The organism is Microbacterium phycohabitans, assembly GCF_032464935.1.
Classification (GTDB): domain Bacteria; phylum Actinomycetota; class Actinomycetes; order Actinomycetales; family Microbacteriaceae; genus Microbacterium; species Microbacterium phycohabitans.
In genome coordinates this window covers 199,603-221,401 of sequence record NZ_JAWDIT010000002.1, presented here as the reverse complement: position 1 = coordinate 221,401, position 21,799 = coordinate 199,603, and the positions used below count along the sequence as shown (strand labels likewise).

The 21,799-nt window shown below is 71.4% G+C and carries 18 protein-coding genes; 12 read left to right on the top strand and 6 right to left on the bottom strand.

Annotated elements, in window-relative coordinates; all coding sequences use genetic code 11:
* Positions 1-45 precede the first annotated feature (45 nt).
* From RWH44_RS05440 to RWH44_RS05430, 3 genes are read left to right on the top strand one after another with little or no spacing between them, the layout of a single operon-like run.
* The gene (locus tag RWH44_RS05440) at positions 46-984 is read left to right on the top strand and encodes an ROK family protein (protein WP_316003782.1); all 939 of its coding nucleotides are present in this window, start codon (positions 46-48) and stop codon (positions 982-984) included.
* Positions 981-2,702: an ABC transporter ATP-binding protein gene (locus tag RWH44_RS05435; protein ID WP_316003781.1), complete on the top strand. Its 1,722-nt coding sequence runs from the start codon at positions 981-983 to the stop codon at positions 2,700-2,702. Before RWH44_RS05440 ends, RWH44_RS05435 begins: the two co-directional genes overlap by 4 nt.
* 23 nt (positions 2,703-2,725) lie before the next feature.
* Entirely contained in the window at positions 2,726-4,069 is a 1,344-nt protein-coding gene (locus RWH44_RS05430) for a carboxylesterase family protein (protein ID WP_316003780.1), read from the top strand.
* A gap of 78 nt (positions 4,070-4,147) precedes the next feature.
* On the opposite strand, the gene RWH44_RS05425 is transcribed toward RWH44_RS05430, so the two are convergent.
* Positions 4,148-4,369, bottom strand: coding sequence for a GNAT family N-acetyltransferase (locus RWH44_RS05425; protein WP_316003779.1), 222 nt, complete (start codon positions 4,367-4,369; stop codon positions 4,148-4,150).
* Between the two features lie 560 nt (positions 4,370-4,929).
* Between RWH44_RS05425 and RWH44_RS05420 the strand changes: the two genes are divergently transcribed.
* Genes RWH44_RS05420 through RWH44_RS05405 form a run of 4 tightly spaced genes read left to right on the top strand, consistent with a single transcriptional unit; the run spans position 4,930 to position 8,420 of the window.
* Complete coding sequence (locus tag RWH44_RS05420) at positions 4,930-5,898, top strand: hypothetical protein (protein WP_316003778.1); 969 nt, start codon at positions 4,930-4,932, stop codon at positions 5,896-5,898.
* 46 nt (positions 5,899-5,944) lie between these two features.
* Positions 5,945-6,706 (top strand): SDR family NAD(P)-dependent oxidoreductase, encoded by a 762-nt coding sequence (locus tag RWH44_RS05415; RefSeq protein WP_316003777.1) that lies wholly within the window; start codon positions 5,945-5,947, stop codon positions 6,704-6,706.
* Positions 6,703-7,479, top strand: coding sequence for an enoyl-CoA hydratase/isomerase family protein (locus RWH44_RS05410; RefSeq protein ID WP_316003776.1), 777 nt, complete (start codon positions 6,703-6,705; stop codon positions 7,477-7,479). Before RWH44_RS05415 ends, RWH44_RS05410 begins: the two co-directional genes overlap by 4 nt.
* On the top strand, positions 7,476-8,420 hold the full coding sequence (locus RWH44_RS05405) for an SDR family oxidoreductase (RefSeq protein WP_316003775.1): 945 nt from the start codon (positions 7,476-7,478) through the stop codon (positions 8,418-8,420). Before RWH44_RS05410 ends, RWH44_RS05405 begins: the two co-directional genes overlap by 4 nt.
* Positions 8,421-8,575: 155 nt before the next feature.
* Here RWH44_RS05405 and RWH44_RS05400 read toward each other — a convergent pair whose 3' ends face one another.
* The gene (locus RWH44_RS05400; protein WP_298876271.1) at positions 8,576-9,418 is read right to left on the bottom strand and encodes a Cof-type HAD-IIB family hydrolase; all 843 of its coding nucleotides are present in this window, start codon (positions 9,416-9,418) and stop codon (positions 8,576-8,578) included.
* 313 nt (positions 9,419-9,731) lie between these two features.
* Between RWH44_RS05400 and RWH44_RS05395 the strand changes: the two genes are divergently transcribed.
* From RWH44_RS05395 to rlmN, 5 genes are all read left to right on the top strand, one after another.
* On the top strand, positions 9,732-11,630 hold the full coding sequence (locus RWH44_RS05395) for a beta-glucoside-specific PTS transporter subunit IIABC (protein WP_316003774.1): 1,899 nt from the start codon (positions 9,732-9,734) through the stop codon (positions 11,628-11,630).
* The gene (locus tag RWH44_RS05390; RefSeq protein ID WP_316003773.1) at positions 11,617-13,068 is read left to right on the top strand and encodes a family 1 glycosylhydrolase; all 1,452 of its coding nucleotides are present in this window, start codon (positions 11,617-11,619) and stop codon (positions 13,066-13,068) included. Before RWH44_RS05395 ends, RWH44_RS05390 begins: the two co-directional genes overlap by 14 nt.
* A 41-nt stretch (positions 13,069-13,109) precedes the next feature.
* Positions 13,110-13,940: a PRD domain-containing protein gene (locus RWH44_RS05385; RefSeq protein WP_298876263.1), complete on the top strand. Its 831-nt coding sequence runs from the start codon at positions 13,110-13,112 to the stop codon at positions 13,938-13,940.
* An 18-nt stretch (positions 13,941-13,958) separates the two neighbouring features.
* Positions 13,959-14,225, top strand: a complete 267-nt coding sequence (locus tag RWH44_RS05380; RefSeq protein WP_316003772.1) for an HPr family phosphocarrier protein — start codon at positions 13,959-13,961, stop codon at positions 14,223-14,225.
* 176 nt (positions 14,226-14,401) lie between these two features.
* On the top strand, positions 14,402-15,715 hold the full coding sequence (gene rlmN, locus RWH44_RS05375) for a dual-specificity RNA methyltransferase RlmN (protein WP_298876257.1): 1,314 nt from the start codon (positions 14,402-14,404) through the stop codon (positions 15,713-15,715).
* A 25-nt stretch (positions 15,716-15,740) separates the two neighbouring features.
* Here rlmN and RWH44_RS05370 read toward each other — a convergent pair whose 3' ends face one another.
* Genes RWH44_RS05370 through RWH44_RS05355 form a run of 4 tightly spaced genes read right to left on the bottom strand, consistent with a single transcriptional unit; the run spans position 15,741 to position 21,755 of the window.
* Entirely contained in the window at positions 15,741-17,366 is a 1,626-nt protein-coding gene (locus RWH44_RS05370) for a class F sortase (RefSeq protein ID WP_316003771.1), read from the bottom strand.
* The gene (locus RWH44_RS05365; protein ID WP_316003770.1) at positions 17,363-18,259 is read right to left on the bottom strand and encodes a DUF4397 domain-containing protein; all 897 of its coding nucleotides are present in this window, start codon (positions 18,257-18,259) and stop codon (positions 17,363-17,365) included. Before RWH44_RS05365 ends, RWH44_RS05370 begins: the two co-directional genes overlap by 4 nt.
* A gap of 29 nt (positions 18,260-18,288) precedes the next feature.
* A complete protein-coding gene (locus tag RWH44_RS05360) occupies positions 18,289-20,277 on the bottom strand; it encodes an ArnT family glycosyltransferase (RefSeq protein ID WP_316003769.1) in 1,989 nt (662 codons plus the stop codon).
* Positions 20,274-21,755 carry a glycosyltransferase family 2 protein gene (locus RWH44_RS05355; protein WP_316003768.1) on the bottom strand — a complete coding sequence of 494 codons (1,482 nt, stop codon included), beginning with the start codon at positions 21,753-21,755 and terminating at the stop codon, positions 20,274-20,276. Before RWH44_RS05355 ends, RWH44_RS05360 begins: the two co-directional genes overlap by 4 nt.
* Positions 21,756-21,799: the final 44 nt, after the last annotated feature.

Sequence of the window (21,799 nt, the reverse complement as noted above, 5' to 3'; positions counted from 1 at the left end):
CGATGGGGAGGGGACCGCCCCTCCCCATCGCCCGAGGGAAGACTCATGCACGCACCCTTCGTCCTCGCCGTCGACATCGGCGGCACCAAACTCGAGACGGCGATCGTCGACGCGGCGGGCCGTATCGTCGTGGGCTCCCGCTCGCGGCGGGCGACCGGCCGCAGCCGTGACCGCGACGAGGTCGTGGCCGCGCTTCGCGACAGCGTCGCCCAGACCCTCCGAGCAGCGCCGGAGGGCGTGGTTGCGGCGGGCATCGGTTCGGCCGGTCCTGTGGACCTGTCGACCGGGACCGTGAGCCCGCACAATCTGCCACTGCTGCGTGGACTGCCTGTCCGCGAGATCGTCGAGGATGCCGCGGGCGTTCTCACGGTGCTCCGGCTCGACGGCACGTGCATCGCAGTGGCGGAGGAGTGGCTGGGCGCGACCCGCGGGAGCCGCGTGTCGATGAGCATGGTCGTGTCGACGGGCGTCGGCGGTGGGGTCATCGCCGACGGCACGCCTCTCGCGGGGGCATCGGGCAACGCCGGCCATGTCGGACAGATCCACGTGCACACCGGGGAGTCGCGCTGCGCCGTCGAGGACAGCACGCTCGAGGCCGTGGCATCCGGTCCTGCCGCAGTCCGCTGGGCGAGAGAACGCGGATGGGACGGCACGAGTGGGGAGGACCTCGCGCGCGACGTGCTGCGCGGCGATCCCGTCGCCGAGCGGGCGACACGGCGCTCGGCCCACCTCGTGGGTCAGGCCGTCGCGAGTGTCGCCACGTTGCTCGACCTCGAGGCGGTCGCGATCGGCGGGGGATTCTCCCGTGTGCGCGAGGACTACGTCGACCTCGTGCGACGCTCGGTCGCGGAGAACGTCCTCTTCTCCTACGCCGCGCGCGTGCGCGTCGCCCGATCGGGCCTGGGCGACGAAGGGCCTCTGCTCGGGGCGGCCGCCCTGGCTCTGCGCGTCGGTGACGCGGAGCGCACGTCTGCAGCGCCGTGACCGCTGCTCGCTCGCTTCGCCCGTTCCTCCGACCGCACCGCCCGCGCATCGCGATCGCGGCCCTGGCCTTCATCGTCAAGGACAGTCCGCTGTGGGTCCTGCCCATCGTGACGGCGGAGGTCATCGACGCCCTCATCGCGGACGCCGCGCCGACGGCGCTCCTGCCATGGGCGCTCCTGGCCGCGACGGTCGTCGTCGTCAACGTGACCGCCAATGCCGTCTACGTCCGGGCGTACTTCGCCGCCGTCCGCGGACTCGGCGCAGACCTTCGTCGGAGCCTGACCCAGCGACTGCAGATCCTGTCGCTCAGCTACCACTCGCGCTCAGCGAGCGCGCTCGCGCAGACCAAGCTGGTGCGTGACGTCGAGAACGTCGAGCTCATGCTCCAGCAGAGTTTCGGGCCGGTTCTCACGGCGGTCACGGTCCTCGTCGGCGCCAGCGTGACGATGGGCGTGCGTGCCCCCGCGTTCCTGGTGTTCTTCGCCGTCGCCGTGCCCCTCGCCGTGATGCTCATCCGCTGGCTGCGTTCGCGGACGTCGGCGGCCAACGAACGCTTCCGCCGCGAGGTCGAGCGCTTCTCCACACGCATCAGCGAGATGGGGTCGCTGCTCTCCGTGACGCGGGCCCACGGGCTCGAGGCCGTCGCCGTGGAGCGGGTCACCTCGAGCGCCGAGCACGTGCGGGCGGCGGGCTTCGACCTCGACCGCATCAACGGGCGCTTCGGCGCGATGTCCTGGGCGAGCTTCCAGATCCTCAGCCTCGCGTGTCTGTTCGGGGCGGTACTCGGCGCTCTCACCGGGATCGTCACGGTGTCGGCGGGCGATGTCATCCTGTTGAGCAGCTACTTCGGGCTGCTCACCGCGACCACCGTCGCCGTCTTCCAGCTCGCTCCTCTGCTCACGCGGGGGCGGGAGTCCATCTCATCGATGCAGGAGCTGCTCACGGCCGACGAGGTCGAGCAGAACGAGGGCAAGCCGGCCCTGTCGAGGGTGTCCGGCGAGATCCGCTTCGACGAGGTGACCTTCGCATACGCCCGGGAGCCCGTCCTGCGCGACGTCGATCTCACGGTCACGGCGGGGGAGACGGTGGCGTTCATCGGCCCGTCGGGGTCGGGCAAGTCGACGCTCCTGCACCTCTCCCTCGGACTCCTCAGTCCTGATCACGGGCGGGTGTCGATCGACGGGCACGATCTCGGCGACATCGACCGGCGGACGTATCGACGATTCGTGTCCGTCGTACCGCAGGAGCCCGTGCTCTTCGACGCGTCGATCCGCGAGAACGTCGCCTACGGCCTGCCCGATCTCGACGACGACGCGGTCTGGAGTGCACTCGCGGGGGCGAATGCGCAGTCCTTCGTGCGTCAGCTCCCCGAGGGGTTGGACTCCGTCGTCGGCGAGCGCGGGGCGAGCCTTTCCGGCGGACAGCGGCAGCGGCTCGCCATCGCCCGTGCGCTCGCCCGCGATCCTCGCATTCTGTTGCTCGACGAGGCGACGGCTGCCCTCGACGGCGAGTCCGAGGCGGCCGTGAACGATGCGCTCGCGACCCTCCGCGCCGGTCGGACGACGCTCATCGTCGCCCACCGCCTGTCGACCATCCGGGCGGCCGACCGCATCGTCGTCCTCGACGCCGGCCGCATCATCCAGCAGGGCGATCACGAGGCGCTCGCCGCGACCGAGGGCTACTATCGCACGATGCTGCAGCGCGCGGTGGCGACCTGAGCGCCGACGGCGCCGAGGCCCCCGTGCGCGTGGTCCACGGCATCCGATACGCCCGCGCACAGCGCTTCGGGCCTCCCGTTCCGGAGTCCCTCGGGCCGGACCGGCTCGGCGCCCGAGCGCCTCAGCCCGGCATCGAGGGCTCAGAGGACTGCCTGCATCTCACGGTCTGGGCACCGCTCGGGGCGACGGCCGCACCCGTCCTGGTCTGGATCCACGGCGGCGCCCATGTGAGTGGTGGCGTCGACGACCCCGTCACAGACGGCTCCCGTCTGGCTGCGACGCAGGGGCTGGTCGTCGTGGCGATGCAGTACCGGCTCGGCGCCCTCGGACACCTCCTCGGTGACGGGACGGAGGAGGGACAGGATGCCGCGAACGCCGCGCTGCACGATCAGCTCGCGGCCCTGCGTTGGGTGCAGGCTCACATCGCGGAGTTCGGCGGCGACGCGTCGGCGGTGACCCTCATGGGCCAGTCCGCGGGTGGCGTCGACGTGCTCGCGCACCTCAGCACCTCGGCCGGCGAGGGGCTGTTCCACCGCGCCATCGCGCACAGCTGCACGGCGGAGCGGGCGATGTCCCTCCCGCAGGCGGCGCGCATCCGCGACGCGTTCCTCGCCGCCGCCGGCGTCGAGTCGATCCGCGAGGCGGCGGACCTGCCCGTCGCAGCGATCGTCCGGGCGCAGACGCGGGTCATCGATCGGTTCTCGGCGGCGGCTCCGATCGACGCGCTCCCCTTCCGGCCCGTCATCGACGGGCGCCTTCTGCACGAGCGCCCGCTGGAGGCCCTCGCCGCGGGCGCCGGTGCCGGTCTCCCGTTGTTGATCGGATCCGCGCGTCGTGAGGCCCTTCCGTGGATGTCAGGGGGCGTCGCGGAGGGCGCCGCCCTCGCCGCCCTGCTGGAGAGGATCGCGCCGTCGGCATCGATCGACGAGCTCGCGGCCGCGTACCGCGTCGACCGGGGTCGGCGCCCCGAGCTGCGGGAGCTGCGGGAGGCGGTGCTCTCCGAGGTGATGTACAGGTCGCCCGTCGACAGGGTCGTCGCGGCGCGCAGGGCGGCGCGCGGCACTGCCGAGACCTTCGTCTACGACTTCGATCCCGCCGGGCTCACCGGCGTCGATGCGGGGCACTCCGGCGATCTGCCGATGGTCTTCGGCACGTCGACGGCGTCGACCTCGGCGGGGCTTTCGTCGCGCATGGCCGCGGCGTGGGGCTCGTTCGCGCGGGGTGGACGACCGTCGAGCGAGCCGAGCTGGGGCGATGCGGCTGACGGGGTCTTCCGCTGGGGTGCCCACCCGCGGATGATCTCCGCAAGTGATCCGGCCTTGCGCGCCGTCCTCACCGCGGCCGGCGCTGCGTGCGACCGGCTCTGACCGCCCGACGCGTCGTCAGCGGCGGAGCGGGCGGACGCGAGCGGGGACAGGCTCACCGCGCTGGGGGATGCGCACGGCTCAGAACACGTACTCGAAGCACAGCGAGCGCGGCATCGTCTCCACGTACGGCTCGTACACGGGGATCGGCGTGAAGCCCGAGGCGGCGTACATGCGCAGGGACTCGGGTTGCATCCGACCGCTCTGCAGGATCACGCGGCCCGCGCCTCCGCGACGCGCGAGGTCGACGACCTCGGCGGTGAGCGCGCGTCCCACGCCGCGGCGGCGCGCGGCCTCGACCACGATGAGGCGCTTGAGCTCCCATTCGTCGCAGCATCACATGCCCGAGCGGGGAGCCGTCGGCATCCACGGCGATCAGGGTCGCCACGACCTGCTCGGGGTGCACGGCCAACGCGGCGGCGCGCTTCGCGGCGACCTCGGGGGTGTCGTCGGCGTCGGCCTCGCGGTATCGCTCGTCGAGATCCTCGTCGAGGATGCCACGCAGTTCGACGGCACGGGGGTCGTCGACGTCGACGGACTCGAGGTGGAAGGCGCGAACGTGCACCCGTCGAGCCTAGTTCGACCGTGCCACCGCGCCGCCGCTCCGCCATCACCGAGCCGCGCGCCGCACCGGCTCGCGCCGTCTACCACGCCTCCGCGCACGACCACTCCTCCGCGCACGACCACGCCTCCGCGCACGACCACGCCTCCGCGCACGACCACGCCTCCGCACCCCGACCGCGTCGAGTCCGCCCCGACCGCGCCGCCGCCGGACCGCCCGCACGGTCCGGTGCAACCCCACGGCGCGTCGCGGCGGGCTCCGGTGCGGCGGGGCAGAATGAGCACGGGGGAGGTGTCGTGCCATGGAGCTCGCGCTGGGGTTGGTGGCGGTGAGTGCCGCCGTTGCGGCGGTCGTGCTCTTCGTCGCGATGCCGCGCATCGGCACCCCCGGTCGGACCACGCTCTTCCTGCGCTTCGCCGCCGTCGCCGGAATCTGCGCCGTCGGATCGAGCGCGATGTACTTCATCTACACGGCAGGCGGTGGCATCCTGAGCCTCGTCCTGGGGGATGTGGCGATGGTCCTCGCTCCCTCGCTCCTGCTCGTCGCGGTGAGCGTTCTCGACGGCCGCAGCGCTCGTCGCACCTCGGTGGCGATCGTGGCCCTGATCCTCGTCGTGGCGATCGTCACCGCGACCATCCCGCTGCCGGGCTCGCTCGTCGTCAAAGCGCTCGCGCTCGCGCTCGCCTGCGGGGCGTGCGCCGCCGCGGCGTTGCGCGCCGACATCGACCCCGTCTCGCCGGTACGGCTGATCGCCCTGACGAACGCCGTCTTCGCGGTCTACTGCGTCGTGCGCGTGGTCGTCGGAGTCGTCGCGGGATGGGACTCCGCGCTGTATCTCGTGGGGTTCTCGTACGCGCCCGCGACGGTTCTCGGCGCGGTCGCGGTCCTCCTGTGCGGGGTCGCCGTCATCCGCCTGCGTTTCGGTCGACACGCGCGGGTCGACGAGGCGGCCTGTCCGAACGGGGCCGTCGTCGTCGTCGGCGATTGGGAACTGGCCGTCGCCGCCTACGGCGCGGATCGCGTGCACGAGCTCGTGGCGCAACTCCGGCAGGCGGCTCGCGACCTCGATCCCCGCGCCGTCGAGGTGCCGCGCGGTTCCGAGCTGAGCATCCCGGATCCGCTGCTGGCGGTGGAGGAGTGTCTGCGCAGCGATTACGGCTGGGCGGCGGAAGACGTGATCCTCCTCGTCGACGGCGCCTCCACGGCGGCGATCCGCACGCAGACCGGTCCCGTCCGTCCCCGGCGGTGGTGGGACCTCAGACGGTCCTGAGTCTCGGCTAGGGTGGGACCGGGTTTCAGCTTTCGAAGGAGAACGCATGGACATCGAAGGAGCCTCCGCCCTCGTCACCGGCGGTGCCTCGGGCCTGGGGCTGGCCACCGCGCGACGCCTCGCGGCGGCCGGCGCTCACGTCACCATCGTCGATCTGCCGACGTCGCCGGGCGCGCAGATCGCCGACGAACTGGGCGGCGCGTTCACCCCCGCCGACGTCACCGACGCGGAACAGATCGCCGCGGCAGCCGCCCGCGCCGCCGCCGCCGGCCCCCTGCGGGTGGTCGTGAACTGCGCTGGCATCGCGCCTCCCGCCAAGGTGCTCGACCGCGACGGGTCTCCGTCGTCGCTCGCCGACTTCGAGCGCGTCATCCGCGTCAACCTCATCGGCACGTACAACGTCATCGCCCAGACGTCCGCGGTCATGGCCACGACCGATCCGACCGACGGCGGCGACCGCGGCGTCATCGTCAACACCGCGAGCGTCGCGGCCTTCGACGGGCAGATCGGGCAGCCGGCCTACTCCGCGAGCAAGGGCGGCGTGCACGCGATGACGCTGCCGATCGCGCGAGAGCTCGCGCGTCACGGCATCCGGGTGTGCACCATCGCCCCGGGGATCATGGAGACGCCCATGCTGAAGGGCCTGCCCCAGGCCGCGCAGGATTCGCTCGGCCAGCAGGTGCCCTACCCCTCGCGCCTCGGCGCCCCCGACGAGTACGCGCGTCTCGTGCTCGCGATCGTCGACAACGGCTACCTGAACGGCGAGACGATCCGTCTCGACGGCGCGATCCGGATGGCACCGAAATGACCGACGGCATCCTGCTCCACGTCGAGGGCGGGCTCGCCCGCGTCACCTTCGACCGGCCCGCGTCGCTCAACGCGATGGACTTCCCCATGGCCCGCCGCTGGCGCGAGGTCGCGCACGAGGTCACCGCCGACTCCTCGGTCGCGGCGGTGATCCTGGATGCCAACGGCCCCGCGTTCTGCGCCGGGGGCGACGTGGTCGCGATGTCGACGAGCGGATCCTCCGGCGCGGACGTGACCGCGACCGCCGAGGCGATCCACGACGGCATCCGGACCTTCGCCGAGGCGCCGCTGCCGATGGTCGCCGCCGTCCAGGGGGCGGTCGCGGGAGGCGGGCTCGGCCTCATGCTCACGGCCGACTACGTCGTGGCGAGCGAGAACGCGCGCTTCGTCAGCCGCTACGCCAACATCGGCCTGACCCCCGACCTCGGCGTCTCCACGCTGCTGCCCGCGGCCATCGGCCAACGTCGTGCGCTCCAGCTGCTGCTGCAGGATCGGATGCTGGATGCCGCGGAGGCCCTCGAGTGGGGCCTCGTCGCCGAGGTCGTGGCATCCACCGACCTGGCGGCGCGGGTCGACGAGATCGCCCGGTTCTGGCTCGACGGCGCGTCCGCGGCGTTCGGCCAGGCCACGCGTCTCGTTCGGGTCGGGGCAGGGCGCACGTTCGCCGAGAACCTCGCCGACGAGGCCGCCACCATCGGCGCGGCCTTCGACACCCCCGAGGCGCGGGCGCGCGTCGCCGCCTTCGCCGCCGCCTCCGCGAAAGGACGCTCATGATCCCCACCACCCCTCCAGCCGCCGCCGGCGCGGCGCCCGGAGCCTCGGGGGGCGCGGGCCCACTCTCCGGCAAGACCATCCTGATGTCGGGCGGGAGCCGCGGGATCGGCCTCGCGATCGCCCTGCGGGCGGCCCGTGACGGGGCGAACATCGCGATGCTCGCCAAGACCGACACCCCGCACCCGAAGCTCGAGGGCACGGTGCACACCGCCGCCGAGGCGATCCGCGAGGCGGGAGGTCGCGCGCTGCCGATCGTCGGCGACGTGCGCGACGAGGCGTCGATCACCGAGGCTGTCCTTCGGACCGTGGGCGAGTTCGGCGGCATCGACATCGTGGTCAACAACGCCAGCGTCATCGACCTCTCGGGCTCGCTCGAGCTCGCGACGAAGAAGTACGACCTCATGCAGGACGTCAACGTGCGCGGGACGTTCCTTCTCTCGCGCGCCGCCCTTCCGCAGCTGAGGGATGCCGAGAACCCGCACATCCTCTCGCTCTCGCCGCCGTTGAACGTCACGCCGAAGTGGCTCGGCGCGCACACGGGGTACAGCCTCGCGAAGTTCGGCATGACGATGGCCACGCTGGGGCTGGCGTCGGAGTTCGCGAGCGACGGGATCGCGGCCAACACGCTGTGGCCGCGCACGACGATCGCGACCGCCGCGGTGCAGAACGTCATCGGCGGCGACCGGCTCATGGCGGTCTCGCGCACGCCCGAGATCTACGCGGATGCGGCCTACGAGGTGCTGACGTCGCCCTCGCGCGAGCTCACGGGCCGGACGCTCATCGTCGAAGACGTGCTGGAAGCCGCGGGTGTGACGGACTTCTCCGGCTACGCCGCGGTGCCCGGAACCCCGGATGCCGCGATGTACCCGGACATTTTCCTGGACCGACGCGGGAGCCGCGCGGCCGTGACGCGCGCCTCGCGCCGGCACCGGGGTGCCTGAGTAGGGGTGCCGGGACAGGGTTGCCGGGTTGTGGCCGGCGGTGACGCCCCTCGTGCCTCGATAAACGCCGACTCTGTCGAAACACGCCATGCAGCCGCGTGTCTCGGCAGGAGCAGCGTTTATCAGCGCCGGGCGCCGGGCGCCGGGGCAGGGGCTCAGATCAAGCCCAGCTCCGCGAAGGCGTTGTGCACGCCGTCGTCGAGGACGGCGGTCGTCACGCGCCCGGCGAGGCGCTGCAGCTCGGGGACGGCATTGCCCATCGCGACCGGCGTCCCGACGACCTCGAACATCTCGACGTCGTTCCAGCTGTCGCCGATGCCGATGGCATCCGCCGCCGACAGCCCCAGCACGGACAGGACCTCGGTGATCGCGGAGCCCTTGGTGACCCCGGCCTGACCGATCTCGCCGTTCGACCCGCCGGGCAGCGGGATCGATCCCGGGATGACGTGGAACCCGTCGCCCAGGGCCGCGGCGGCATGCGCGACGGTGTCGGTCGAGGGGCTGACGAACACGGCCTTCGCGACCGCGTCGCGATCGACCTCCGACACCGGTCGCGGTTCGCGCCACAGCGGCTGCTCGGGCGGCAGCCCCTGGGCTTCGAGCTCGGCCGCGCGCTGCGCGTGGCGCTCGCGCCGGTACTCGGTCATCACCGGCCCCATGCCGTCGCTGGCATACACCCCGCCGTGGGTCTGGAGGAAGTAGTGGATGCCGTGGGCCTCGAAGTAGCGCTCGAGCTCCTCGACGTCTTCTCGCGGCATCGGGCGTTCCACGACCAGCTCGTCGCCGCGCATGGCGTAGGCGCCGCCGTTGGTGATCGCCCCGTCGAAGCCGATCGCGAGCACATCGGGGTGGATGTCGCCGGCGGACCGCCCGGTCGAGAGCCACACGAGGTGCCCGTTCTCGCGCGCGCGGCGGATCGCCGGCCCGGTCGAGTCGGCGATCACCGATCCGTGCTCGAGGATCGTGCCGTCGACGTCGAGGAAGGCGATGCGGGTCATGTGCACTCCAGAGGAGGATCGGCGCGGGCCACGGGGACCCGGGGCGACCCGGTCGGGGGAAGAGATGCGTCGTGGGGCGCGCCGCCGCGGGGGACGCCGCCCTCGTCACCGTATCGCGTTCCCCGGGGGCGGAGCGCCGGGCGGTTCGGCATCCGACGATCGTCGTGTACAGTCTGCGGTGGACATGTGACTGGTCATGCAGGCAGGATCCGAACGCAGCGCGAGAGCGCCGCCTTCGGGTCCTTTTTTGTTGCCCGGGCGGCGTCGGAGTCGACGTCGCGGCACGTGTCCTTCGAACCGAGGAAGGATTTCGATGACCACCCAGGACAGCGCCCGCGCGATCCTCGAGCACGTCGGCGGAGCGGCCAACGTGGCCTCGCTCCACCACTGCTCGACCCGCCTCCGCTTCACGCTCGCCGACGACTCGCAGGCCGATGAGGCCGCCCTCAAGGCCACGCCCGGTGTCATCGGCGTGGTACTGGGAGCGCAGACCCAGGTGATCGTGGGCTCGGGCGTCAACGACTACTTCCGCGAGATCGAGAAGATCCGCACCGGGAGCGGCACCCGTGCCGAGGTGCGCGTCGACGTCGCGAAGCCCAAGCTGACGGTGAAGCGCGCCGGGTCGGTGTTCATGGACTTCGTCGTCGGCGTCTTCACCCCGATCATCCCCGCCGTCGCCGGCGCCGGAATCTTCAAGTCGTTCCTCATCCTCGCCGTCGCGCTCGGCTGGCTGCAGACGACCGACCAGACCTACCAGGTTCTCACCGCGATCCCCGACGCGGTCTTCTTCTTCCTGCCGCTGCTGGTGACCTACACCGCCGCGAAGAAGCTCGACGTGAACATCCCGCTCGCGCTCGGCATCGTCGGCCTGCTGGTGTTCCCGACCTTCGCGGGTCTGCTGACGCAGGAGGGCGGCATCGCCCTGTTCGGTCTGACCGTGCCCGCGATCGCCTACAACGCGCAGGTCTTCCCCCCGATCCTCGCCGTGCTGCTGCTCGCCGTCGTCGAGCGCTTCGCCCGTCGCATCAGCCCCAGCGTGATCAGCACCTTCCTCGTGCCGCTGATCTGCTTCGTCGTCGTGGCGCCCGCGACGATCTTTCTCCTCGGTCCGCTCGGCTTCTTCCTCGGCACCCTGCTGACCGGAGCGATGCTGTGGCTGTATGGCACCCTCGGCTGGATCGCCGTCGCCCTGATGGCCGCCGCACTGCCGTTCATCGTCTCGGTCGGCATGCACAAGGCCTTCATCCCGCCCACGGTGGCCACCATGGCATCCGCCGGTCGGGAGAGCTTCTACCTCGTCGCCTCGCTCGCCCACAACCTCGCCGAGGCGGGCTCGAGCCTCGCCATCGCCGTGCGCACCAAGAACAAGACCCTCCGTGGGACCGCGATCTCGTCGGGCATCTCGGCCTTCTTCGGCATCACCGAGCCGGCGCTGTACGGCGTGACCCTGCAGAACCGTCGCGCGATCGTGTCGGTGGTCATCGGCTCGTTCGTCGGCGGCGCCTACCTCGGCATCGCGGCGATCTCGGCCTTCGCGCTCGTCAGCCCCGGAGCGGCATCCATCTCGATGTTCATCGACATGGCGAATCCGTGGAATCTGCTGCACGCCGTCATCGGCGCGCTTGTCGCCATGGTCGTCTCCTTCGTCGTCTCGCTCGTGATCTGGAAGGATTCCGACTCCGCGACCGTGCGTCTGCTCGATCAGCAGTCGGGTGCGGCGGCTCCGGTCGAGACCGCCGCCGGTGGGGTCCTGGCTCCGATGACCGGTGAGGTCATCTCCCTCGACGCGGTCGACGACCCGGTGTTCTCGGGCCGCATCCTCGGGCCCGGTGTTGCCATTCGTCCCACGGACGGCGAAGTGCGCGCCCCCATCAGCGGCATCGTGTCGAGCCTCCTCCCCTCGCGTCACGCCCTCGGCATCCTGGGCGACGACGGTCTCGAGGTGCTCGTGCACGTGGGCCTGGACACCGTCCGCCTTGAGGGTGCCCCGTTCGCCGCGCACGTGACCCAGGGCGACCGGGTCGAGGCGGGCCAGCGCGTGCTGACCGCCGACCTCGCCGCGATCGAAGCGGCGGGTCTCGACATCACGACGCCCGTCGTCGTGCTCAACGGCGACGCGTACGACGTCGCACCCCTCGCCACGGGACGCATCGCCGCCGGCGACGCCCTGCTGGCCACCGACGCGAAGGAGACCGCGAATGGGATTGCCTGACGGATTCCTCTGGGGCGGCGCCCTCGCCGCCAACCAGGCCGAGGGTGCCTGGAACGAAGGGGGCCGCGGCCCCGCCGTCTCGGACGTGGCGAAATACCGTCCGAACGTCGACCCGCGTGAATACGCGGTGCATCACCGGCACACGCTCGAGAGCATCGCCGCGGCCATGGCCGACGACGACATCTCGCTCTACCCGAAGCGTCGCGGCATCGACTTCTACCACCGTTACCGCGAGGACCTCGCGCTGTTCGCCGAAATGGGCTTCACGGTGCTGCGCGTCTCGATCGCCTGGTCGCGCCTCTATCCCACCGGCGAGGAGCTCGAACCCAACGAGGAGGGGGTGGCCTTCTACCTCGACCTCTTCACGGAGATGCGTCGCCTCGGCATCCGTCCGCTGGTGACGCTGTCGCACTACGACCCGCCGCTGGCCCTCGCGTTGAAGAACAACGCGTGGGTCGACCGGGGGACCATTGCCCTGTTCGAGCGGTTCTCGCGCACCTGCTTCGAGCGGTTCGGCCACCTCGTCGACCTGTGGCTGTCCTTCAACGAGATCGACGGGATCATCCGTCACCCCTTCACGTCGGGCGGCATCATCGATGAGACCGTCGAGGGCTCGCTGGAGCAGGCCTGCTACACGGCGCTGCACCACCAGTTCGTGGCCTCGGCGTCGGTGACGAAGATGCTGCACGAGCTGTGGCCCGCCTCGGAGATGGGGTGCATGCTCACTATGCTCACCACGTACCCGAACACCTGTCACCCCGACGACGTCGCGGCCACCCAGGCCAAGGAGCGGATGCTGTACCTCTGCACCGACGTGCAGGCCGGCGGCGCCTACCCCCGGTTGGCGCTGAACGCCCTGGAGGCGAGGGGCGTCGTCATCCCGTTCGAGGATGGCGATGTCGAGCTGCTGCGCGACCACCCCGTCGACTACATCTCGTTCTCCTATTACATGACCCTCACCGAGTCGGTGAGACCGGATGCCGAGCGCACCCCGGGCAACACGGTGCTGGGGGTCAAGAACCCGTTCCTGGCGTCGAGCGAGTGGGGCTGGCAGATCGACCCCGTGGGCCTGCGCATCTCCCTCATCGACCTCTACGACCGGTACGGCAAACCGCTGTTCATCGTCGAGAACGGTCTCGGCATGCGCGACGAGCTCACCGACGAGGGCCGGATCCACGACCCGTACCGCATCGACTACTTCCGGTCGCACTTCGCGGAGATGATCCGCGCCGTGGACGAGGGTGTCGACCTGCGCGGGTACGCGAGCTGGGCGCCGATCGACATCATCAGCGCTTCGTCGTCGCAGATCTCGAAGAGGTACGGTTTCATCCACGTCGACCAGGACGACCTCGGCAACGGCACCGGTGAGCGACGTCGCAAGGACTCGTTCTTCTGGTACCGGAAGGTCATCGCCTCGAACGGGGCCGACCTGGCGTGATCGCCGCCTCGGCGCATCCCCCGGGGTCGACGGAGACACCCATGCAGATCATCAAGAAGGTGCTGAACTCCAGCGTCGTGCTCGTCGAGGACGAGCGCGGCGTGGAGCGCGTCCTGCTCGGCAAGGGCATCGGTTTCGGTGCCAAGCCGGGCGCCACCGTCGCGCCCGAGGACACCGACCGGGTGTTCGTCGCGCTCGACGACGCCGACCAGCGCAACCTCGTGGAGCTGCTCGCGCAGATCCCGGCGGAGTTCGTCGAGCTGACGAGGGCGATCGTGATGGATGCCGAGGGCAGCGGCATCCAGCTCGATCCGCACATCTACCTGACGCTCACCGATCACCTGCACTTCGCGGTGGAACGGTTGCGTCGGGGGCTGCGGGTGACGAATCGCCTCGCGTGGGAGGTGCGCACGGTCTACCCGACGGAGCACGAGGTGGGGCTGCGCGCCCTCGCGCTGCTGCGCGAGCGCACGGGGGCGGCGCTCCCCGACGAGGAGGCGGCGAACATCGCCTTCCATCTCGTCAACTCCGAGGTGGGGAGGCCCGCCGTCGACTCGATGCGGGTGGTCGGACTCATCTCCGACATCAGCACCATCGTCACGCACTCCGGGGGAGTGGCCCTGGATGCCGACGACCTGCACACCCGCCGATTCCTCACGCACCTGCAGTTCTTCGCCGAGCGCCTGTTCTCCGACCGGCTCGCGGCGCAGGACGACGACCTGCTGTTCGCGACCATGACGGCCAAGCACCCCCGCGCGGTCGCCACGGCCGAGCGCATCCGCGCGTTCGTGCTCCGCGAGCACCGGGTCGCGATCTCCGACGAGGAGGTCGGCTACCTCGCCCTCCACATCGCTCGCGCTCAATCGAGCTGAACCCCGAAAGGTCTCCCCATGGCACAGCGCACCGCCGTCTTCGGCTCCTCCTCCGGCCTGCACTCCCGTCCCGCCGCCACCCTCGCCAAGGCGGCGACCGCGTCGAAGCACGCGGTCACCCTCGCCGCGGGCGACACGTCCGTCGACGCCCGTAGCATCCTCGCGCTGCTGCAGCTGGGGGTGAAGACGGGCGACGAGGTGTCGCTGGAGGTGGACGGCCCGGAGGCCGACCGTATCGCCGACGAACTTCAGGCACTGCTCGAGCAGGATCTCGACGCACCCTGACTCCGACGGCGCGAGGGATCGGTCCGGCGTCTCCCCCCGGCTCCGATCGGTCCCTCGCGCTCCTCTCTCCGCGTCTGCGCGAAAGGTCCGCAGCATCATCCGAGCGGCCGGTCCGGCATCCGCACGGGCCGACGCGCCCAGCCGCGTCGCAGCCGCGCGCCGGTACCCTGGAAACCATGACCGATCAGCCCCCCGTGCGCACCACCACGCCCCGGCAGGCGCGCCCCGCGGGGGCGCCGGCCGACACCGCCGTCCGCGAGACGAAGCCGAAAGACGCCGGCGTCCGCCAGGTGCGCCCGAAGACCGAGGGCTGGCAGCAGGCGAAAGACGAGACCGGTCGTCCGCTGCTGCAGTTCGCGAGCCCCAAGCGCGGCAAGCCCCCCGTGCACCTCGCCGACCTCACCCACGACGAGCGCATCGCCAAGCTCAAGGAGCTCGGCCTTCCCGGCTTCCGCGCGAAGCAGCTCGAGAAGCACTACTTCACGCACTACACCTCCGACCCGGCCGCGATGACCGATCTGCCGGCATCCGGTCGCGAGGAACTCGTCGCGGGGATGCTACCCCCGCTTCTCACCGAGGTGCGCCGGCTCGAGACGGATCGCGGCGACACGATCAAGTTCCTCTGGAAGCTGCACGACGGTGCGCTGGTCGAGTCGGTGCTCATGCGCTACCCCGGCCGCATTACGCTGTGCGTGTCGAGTCAGGCCGGCTGCGGCATGAACTGCCCGTTCTGCGCCACCGGTCAGGCGGGCCTGACCCGCAACATGTCGGCGGCCGAGATCATCGAGCAGATCGTGCGCGCCAACGCCCTCATCGCCGCCGGTGGCCTCGGCGGCAAGAAGAGCTCCGACCACTCGCTGGATCGCGTGTCGAACATCGTCTTCATGGGCATGGGCGAGCCGCTGGCCAACTACGCGCGCGTCATGCAGGCCGTGCGCGTCATGGTCGACAAGGACCACGGCCTCGGAATGAGCGCGCGCGGCATCACCGTGTCGACGGTCGGCCTGGTGCCGGCGATCAAGAAGCTCGCCGACGAGGACATCCCGGTGACCTTCGCCCTCTCGCTGCACGCGCCCGACGACGGACTGCGCGACGAGCTCATCCCGGTGAACTCGAAGTGGAAGGTCGACGAGGCACTGGATGCCGCCCGCTCCTACTTCGACAAGACCGGGCGCCGCGTGTCGATCGAATACGCCCTGATCAAGGACATGAACGACCACGCCTGGCGTGCCGATCTGCTCGCCGACAAGCTCAACGCCCGCGGTCGCGGCTGGGTGCACGTGAACCCCATCCCGCTGAACCCGACCCCGGGCTCGATCTGGACGGCATCCGAGGTGCCCGTGCAGAACGAGTTCGTGCGCCGTCTCAACGACGCCGGCATCCCCACGACCCTCCGCGACACCCGCGGCAAGGAGATCGACGGGGCGTGCGGTCAGCTCGTCGCGACGGAAGAAGACGAGGCGGCCGCCGAGGCGACGCCGGTCGGCTGATCCCGCGCGCGTCGGCGCACGGTCGTCAGCGCGCGACCGCCGTGACCACCAGGTTGTCGACGTAGTGGCCGCTGGCCGGGTCCCATGCCCCGGCGCACGTGACGAGCCGCAACTGCGGCGTCGGAGTGGGAGCGTAGATCGACTCGGTCGGGAAGCTGTCCTTCTCCACCGTCTGCAGCCCCGTGACGACGAAGTCCGCCGTCGAGCCGTCGGCGCGCTCGATCGCCACGGTGTCCCCCGGGGCGAGCCGGGGGAGGTCGATGAACACCGCCGGGCCGGTCGGGGAGTCGACATGGCCCGCGATCACCGCCGGGCCCACCTCGCCCGGTAGCACGCCCTTCTCGTACCAGCCGACGGCGTCGTAATCCTCGGGCGCCTGGATCCACCCGTCCGCTCCCCGGTCGAGGCCGACGAGGTCGGTGTCGACCCCGATGGCCGGGATGGAGATGTGCACCGGTGGCGCCGTGTTCGCCGACGCCGGAGCGACGGGGTCCTGGAACCCCGCCGCGGCACCGATGCCCGGTGCGGTCGTCCCCTGCGCCGCCGCGCCGTCGGCGCCGTCGGCGAGAGCCGGGCAACCGCCCAGCACGTCGCCCGACAACATGGCCGCGGTCAGGGCATTCCACGCCGACCCGTAGTAGGTGGGAGTGGATGCCGCGGTCTCGGCCATGCGTCGGAGGTCGGCGCGGGCGTCATCCGATCGTCCGTCCGCCGCCGACGCCGCGGCACGGGCGGCGTACGCGACGGGGTGCTGGTCGGTGGTGCGCGGTCCCGCCCCGGAATCCAGCTCCGCGGCGAGCACCTCGTCCTTCGGCAGCGCGGAGGAGATGCGTGCGGCCAGAGCCCGGTCGTCGGGGTCGCACGATTCGGCGAAGCGGATCGCCGTGCGCGCCGCGTCGTAGCCGTATCCCGGTTCGCCCCCGCCTCCGGCGGATCCGGCGATCGCCACCGAGCCGTCCGCGCCGATGGTGGCCCAGTCGGTGGGGAGCGCGTTGGCGTCCAGCAGCGCGGCGGTCGCGGCGCGACTGCCCTCGGCGACCTCCGCCCACCGGGGATCACCCGACGCCCGCTCGAGCACGTCGTACGCGGCCGGTGACGCGTACGACGGGTTGTAGGCGTGGGGGGATGCCGTGGCCCACGGGCCCGGTAGGAGGATGCGCCCGAGCGAGGTCTCGGCCGTCATCTCGTCGAGCACCGCCGTGCCCAGCGCCACACCCTGCTCGCGGAGGTCGTCGCGGTCGAAGGCGTCTCCGGCCAGCACGAGCGCCCGTGCGGCATCCAGATCGGCGTCCGATGCGGGTTGCTCGTCGACGACGCCGCCGTCCTTCCACTGCCACGAGAGGAGGAGGTCGTCTCGCTGGAGATTCGCGGTGGTCCAGTCCCAGATGCTGTCGAACCGCGACGGATCGTCGGCGGCCACGGCCAGGAGCATGCCGTACGCCTGGCCTTCGCTCACGGTGTCGCCACCCTGGTCGGTGCGCACGACCCGCCCGTCCTCCACGTAGGCGTCGAGGAACGCCGTCGCCGACGCGACCGTGGACTGCTCCTGCGTCGAGGTGTCAGGGTCGACCGACGCGCTGCACGCGGCCACCGTCATGACGACGGCGGCCGACAGTGCGGCCCCGGCGAGGGCGCGGCGCGCGAGGCTCACGCGCCCGCCCGCGCCCGACGACGGATCAGGATGCCGGCCAGCGCGACGAGACCGAGCACGCCGGCGACGCCCGCCGCCGCGCCCGTCGCCGTGCCCAGCGGCGTGACCGAGGCGGCGGCCGTGCCGCCACCGCCGGTGTGGATGCCGCCCACCGGCATGTCGGCGAGCGTCGCGGAGTCGGTGATCGCCTGGGCCGTCAGCGACCCCTTCGCGTCGTCGAGCACGAACACCGTCGAGACGGACCCCGCGGGCAGGTCGACGGCCGAGGTGGCGACCTCGTCGGCACCGGTCAGCGAGAGGTCCCACGAGCCCGCGGGGACCGCGGCGTAGTCGGTCGCGGAGCCGGCCGGCACGTCGCGGGCGATGACGCGTCCCTCGGTGGTGTCGACGTCGACGCTCGACTCCACCGTAGAGGCCTGCACCACGCGGACGCGCGCCTCGCCCTCCGCGGGGGCGGAGAGGTCGTCCTCGAAGACGGTGGTCGTGAGATCGGCATTGCGGCCGTACGCGGCCACGGTGAGCGGCTCGCCCTCGGCGATGTCGATCGACTGCTGCACGACCGGCTGCGTGCCGTCGGCCGCATCCGAGGGCACCATCGACACGACGTACGTGCCGTCGGCGAGGGGGATGTAGGGACTCACCGCGCCGTAGGCGACGTCGTCGAGTTCGTACACGACGGCGCCGCCGGCGAGGGCGGTCAACTGGACGTCGACGGATTTCGTGTCGGGCGAGAGGTGGGCCACACGGGCCCATCCACCCGGTGCGGCGTCGGCCGCGTGGGCGGCGGGGGCCACCGTCGCGGCGAGGCCGCAGGCGACGAGGGCGGCGGTCGCTCCCGCGGCGATCCGCGTGACGCGGCGGCGGGGGGAGGTCGTGGAGGCGAAGCGGAACATGACGGTCCTTTCGTGGGGGGAGGAGGGGATCACTCGGCGGGGCGCGGGAGCAGGTCGACGGGCTCGTCCGGCGAGAAGGTGATGACGACGCCCGCGTCACCGCGTTCGACCGACACAGGGCGCAGGGGCCCGGTCAGCGATTCGTAGAAGCTCAGCAGGGCGTCGGCTCCGGCGGCATCCGCCCGGGCGTCCTGTCCGGCGTAGGAGCTGACGATGAGCTGCCGGTGCACGCCGGAGGGGTCGCCCTCGAGCTGCGTGATGTCGGCCACATCGATGCGCCCCGAGGCCGAGAGCTGGCCGAGGGTCAGCAGGATGCGTCCGTCGACGACACCCGAGGTCAGCAGATCCTGCTCCTCGGCGGGGACGCCGACGTCGGGGTTCTTCAGCACCTGCTGGCCGGCGACCGATCGCGCGGCGTACAGGCCGTCGTCGGCCGCCTGTGCCAGAGCGGCCTGGTCGGTGTCGACCAGACGCACCTCGACCTTCTGGGCTCCGTCGCCGAACGAGGCGACGACCGCGCTGTTCTCGATCGCCTGACGCACGGTCGGGAACTCGGTGGGGAAGGTGCGCATCGAGTCGGTCGTGATGACGTAGTCGTAGTCGCGCCACCCGTCGGGGGCGAGCTCCTGCACGTCGGAGTCGGTGTCGGCCTTGTAGTACCAGACGACGTTCTCCCGCTCGAAGCCCGCGCGCACGAGGTCGACCCACATCGCGTCGTCGACGAGCATGCGCGAATCGGCGGGGGCGTTCTGCGTCATCCAGGACTCCGCGTCCCGCAGCGGCCGGTCGAGATCGGCGAGCAGGAAGCCGCGCAACTGCGCGGCCCACAGGGGACCCGCGGCGATGACGGCGACGACCAGGCCGGATGCCACGGCGACACCTCCGAGGCGTCGGAGGACGCCGTGCCCGCGCAGCGCTTCGACCGCGACCTGTCCCATCCCGGCCACGACGATCGCGGCGAACGGCAGCAGCATGATCACGTACGGGACGGGGAGGTACCCGCCGCGGAACATGAACGCCGTCAGCGCCAGCAGAGCGATGGCCCACGGACGCAGACGACGTACGAACAGGCCGGCGACCGCGGCGGCGAGAGCCGTCACGATGAGCACGGCATCCAACTGCCACCACAGCCCCACGGTGCGCGACATGAGGCTGTCGGGATCGAACAGCGAGCCGCTCCCCTCGCGCGACGCGAGCTGGAACGCCAGGCCGTCCCAGAGGCTCACGCGACCGGCCGCGGGCATGACCTCGCCCTTGACCGCGGCGAGGGCGACGTAGGTCAAGCCGATCAGCCCCAGGACGGCGGCGGCGACCGACACGGTGTACCGCCGGGTCGTGCGGTCCGCCCCACGCCACATGAACCAGGCGACGAGGGGGAGAGCGAGGAGGTAGGTCTCCTTGGTCAGCACGGCGACGCCGAACGCGGAGGCCGCGCCGATGTAGCCGGCGAGCTGGGCGCGCCGGCTCAGGGCCAGCAGAAGGGCGGCGAGCAGCCACGCGGTGGCGATGTTGTCGAGGTACACCTGGCGGTGGAACTGCACCGCGAGCGGCGACAGCAGGAAGAGGGCGACCGACAGGGATGCCGTGAGGCGTGCGAAGCCGATGCGACGCACCAGGAACCACAGCAGCACCGCGGCGACCGCGCTGGCGACGAGCATCGCCTCGCGAGCGGCGATGACGGCCACGTCGTAGCGATCCCACGCGTCGGTGAGGCCGGCCCACGCCGCGATCTGGATCCAGCCGAGCGGGGGGTGGTCGTACCAATAGGTGTAGTGCGTGAGTTCGCCGAGGTTGCCGATGCTCCACGCCTGCGCGGCGTAGGTCCCCTCGTCGTCGATGCGCTGGGGCGAGCCGCCGAGGTTCGCGGCGTTGACGAGGAGTCCGAGAAGCAGGGGCGGCAGCAGCCAGAGGGCGTCGCCGAGACGCGCCCGCCAGGCCGAGGCCCGTCGGCGCGTGTCCGAGGCGGTCCGGTCGTCGCGCGGGGGCGCCGCCGGGGAGCGGTCGAGTGTCGAGGTCATCGGGTCGCCTCCGTCGCGGCGGCGACGAGCACGCGCTCGTCGGTTTCAGGGGTGGCGGCGCCTTCGCGGTGGGCGCCGGTGTGCTCGGTCTTCTCCCAGCTGCCGTCGCCGCGCAGTTGGCGGACCACGGAACGCACGGCGGCCGCGGCGAGGAACACCTGGTAGGGCACGAGTCCGAGGACCAGGCGCACGTAGTCGCGCACACGAACCTTCTTGCCGTACACGCGACCGAACTCGGTGAGTCCGGCGGCCTCCGCCACCAGGGTGATCACGGTGGGCACCAACGGCAGGAAGGTGATGAGGGCCACCGGTGTGGGCACCTTCACCAGCAGGATGAACGCGAGCGAGATGGGGATGAGCAGGCCGGTCGCCGCCTGCAGGAACGGCATGTTCAGCAGGTACCGGGCGTACATGCGCTGCCGCAGCGTCGGCAGCGCCTTCCACTCGCCCTTGCCGAGCACCTGCAGGAAGCCCTGGTTCCACCGCGTGCGCTGCTTGTACAGCGACTTCAGCGTCGGCGGGGTCTCTTCTCGAGTGACGTACTCGGGGTTGTAGGCGACGACGACCTTCGCGCCGTCGCTGGACAGGCGCACGCCGAGCTCGCAATCCTCGGCCAGGCACTGGTCGTCCCACCCGCGCGACCACTCGAGTCGCTCACGGGTGACGAACACGGTGTTGCCGCCGAGCGGGATGAATTTCGAGCGCGCGTGGAAGTGCAGCCGGGAGCGGAACCAGAAGTAGTACTCGAGCACGTTGCGCAGCGACCACCAGCTCGTCTCGAAGTTCATCAACTGCACGCCGCCCTGCACGACGTCGGCGCCGGTCTCCTGGAACTTCGAGTCGACGACGGTGAGGAGCCCCGGGTGCACCTCGTCTTCGGCGTCGAACACGCCCACGACGTCGCCGGTGGCGACCTGCAGGGCGCGGTTGAGCGCCTTGGGCTTGTTCTTGGGCACGCTGTCGTCGACGACGACTCTGATGAGCTCCGGATGCCGCGCGGCCGCCTGTCGCACGACCAGCTCCGTACCGGGGTCGTCGTGGCCGACGATCGCGATGATCTCGAAGTCGGGGTGGTCCTGCTGCGCCAGACGGTCGAGCGTCTGACCCATGACCTCCTCCTCGTGGCGACCGGGCACCAGCAGGGTGAACCGGTGCCGCGCGGGGAGCGGCGTCGAGCTGAACTGGGTGGCGCGCAGGTCGTCGGCGGAACGCCACGCGTGCAGCATCCACCACAGCGTCGTCGTCGCGACGATCGTCAGGGCGAGCGCGAGGACGATGATCCCGCTGTAGCCGAGCCATTCGCCGACCGACCAGTCGGGCAGGAATCCCCCCGTCACGCTGGTTCCGGGCTGGGCGGGGAGGGGGATGTCGGTGGTGCCCGTCGATCCCTGGCCGGGGGCGGGCGCGACGGGCGTGAGGAGCGGCTCGGGAGTGGGATCGGGTGCGGCGGCGATCAGGGCGGCGTGCGGGAACGACAAAAGTCAACCTCCAGCGTCCACGTGGACGGTTCGAGGGCGGTAAG

Excerpts from the sequence above, each read along its gene's own strand:
- RWH44_RS05440 (WP_316003782.1), top strand. The coding sequence starts at position 46 with ATGCACGCACCCTTCGTCCTCGCCGTCGACATCGGCGGCACCAAACTC.
- RWH44_RS05420 (WP_316003778.1), top strand. The coding sequence starts at position 4,930 with ATGGAGCTCGCGCTGGGGTTGGTGGCGGTGAGTGCCGCCGTTGCGGCG.
- RWH44_RS05415 (WP_316003777.1), top strand. The coding sequence starts at position 5,945 with ATGGACATCGAAGGAGCCTCCGCCCTCGTCACCGGCGGTGCCTCGGGC.
- RWH44_RS05410 (WP_316003776.1), top strand. The coding sequence starts at position 6,703 with ATGACCGACGGCATCCTGCTCCACGTCGAGGGCGGGCTCGCCCGCGTC.
- RWH44_RS05405 (WP_316003775.1), top strand. The coding sequence starts at position 7,476 with ATGATCCCCACCACCCCTCCAGCCGCCGCCGGCGCGGCGCCCGGAGCC.
- RWH44_RS05400 (WP_298876271.1), bottom strand. The coding sequence starts at position 9,418 with ATGACCCGCATCGCCTTCCTCGACGTCGACGGCACGATCCTCGAGCAC.
- RWH44_RS05395 (WP_316003774.1), top strand. The coding sequence starts at position 9,732 with ATGACCACCCAGGACAGCGCCCGCGCGATCCTCGAGCACGTCGGCGGA.
- RWH44_RS05390 (WP_316003773.1), top strand. The coding sequence starts at position 11,617 with ATGGGATTGCCTGACGGATTCCTCTGGGGCGGCGCCCTCGCCGCCAAC.
- RWH44_RS05385 (WP_298876263.1), top strand. The coding sequence starts at position 13,110 with ATGCAGATCATCAAGAAGGTGCTGAACTCCAGCGTCGTGCTCGTCGAG.
- RWH44_RS05380 (WP_316003772.1), top strand. The coding sequence starts at position 13,959 with ATGGCACAGCGCACCGCCGTCTTCGGCTCCTCCTCCGGCCTGCACTCC.
- rlmN (WP_298876257.1), top strand. The coding sequence starts at position 14,402 with ATGACCGATCAGCCCCCCGTGCGCACCACCACGCCCCGGCAGGCGCGC.
- RWH44_RS05365 (WP_316003770.1), bottom strand. The coding sequence starts at position 18,259 with ATGTTCCGCTTCGCCTCCACGACCTCCCCCCGCCGCCGCGTCACGCGG.
- RWH44_RS05360 (WP_316003769.1), bottom strand. The coding sequence starts at position 20,277 with ATGACCTCGACACTCGACCGCTCCCCGGCGGCGCCCCCGCGCGACGAC.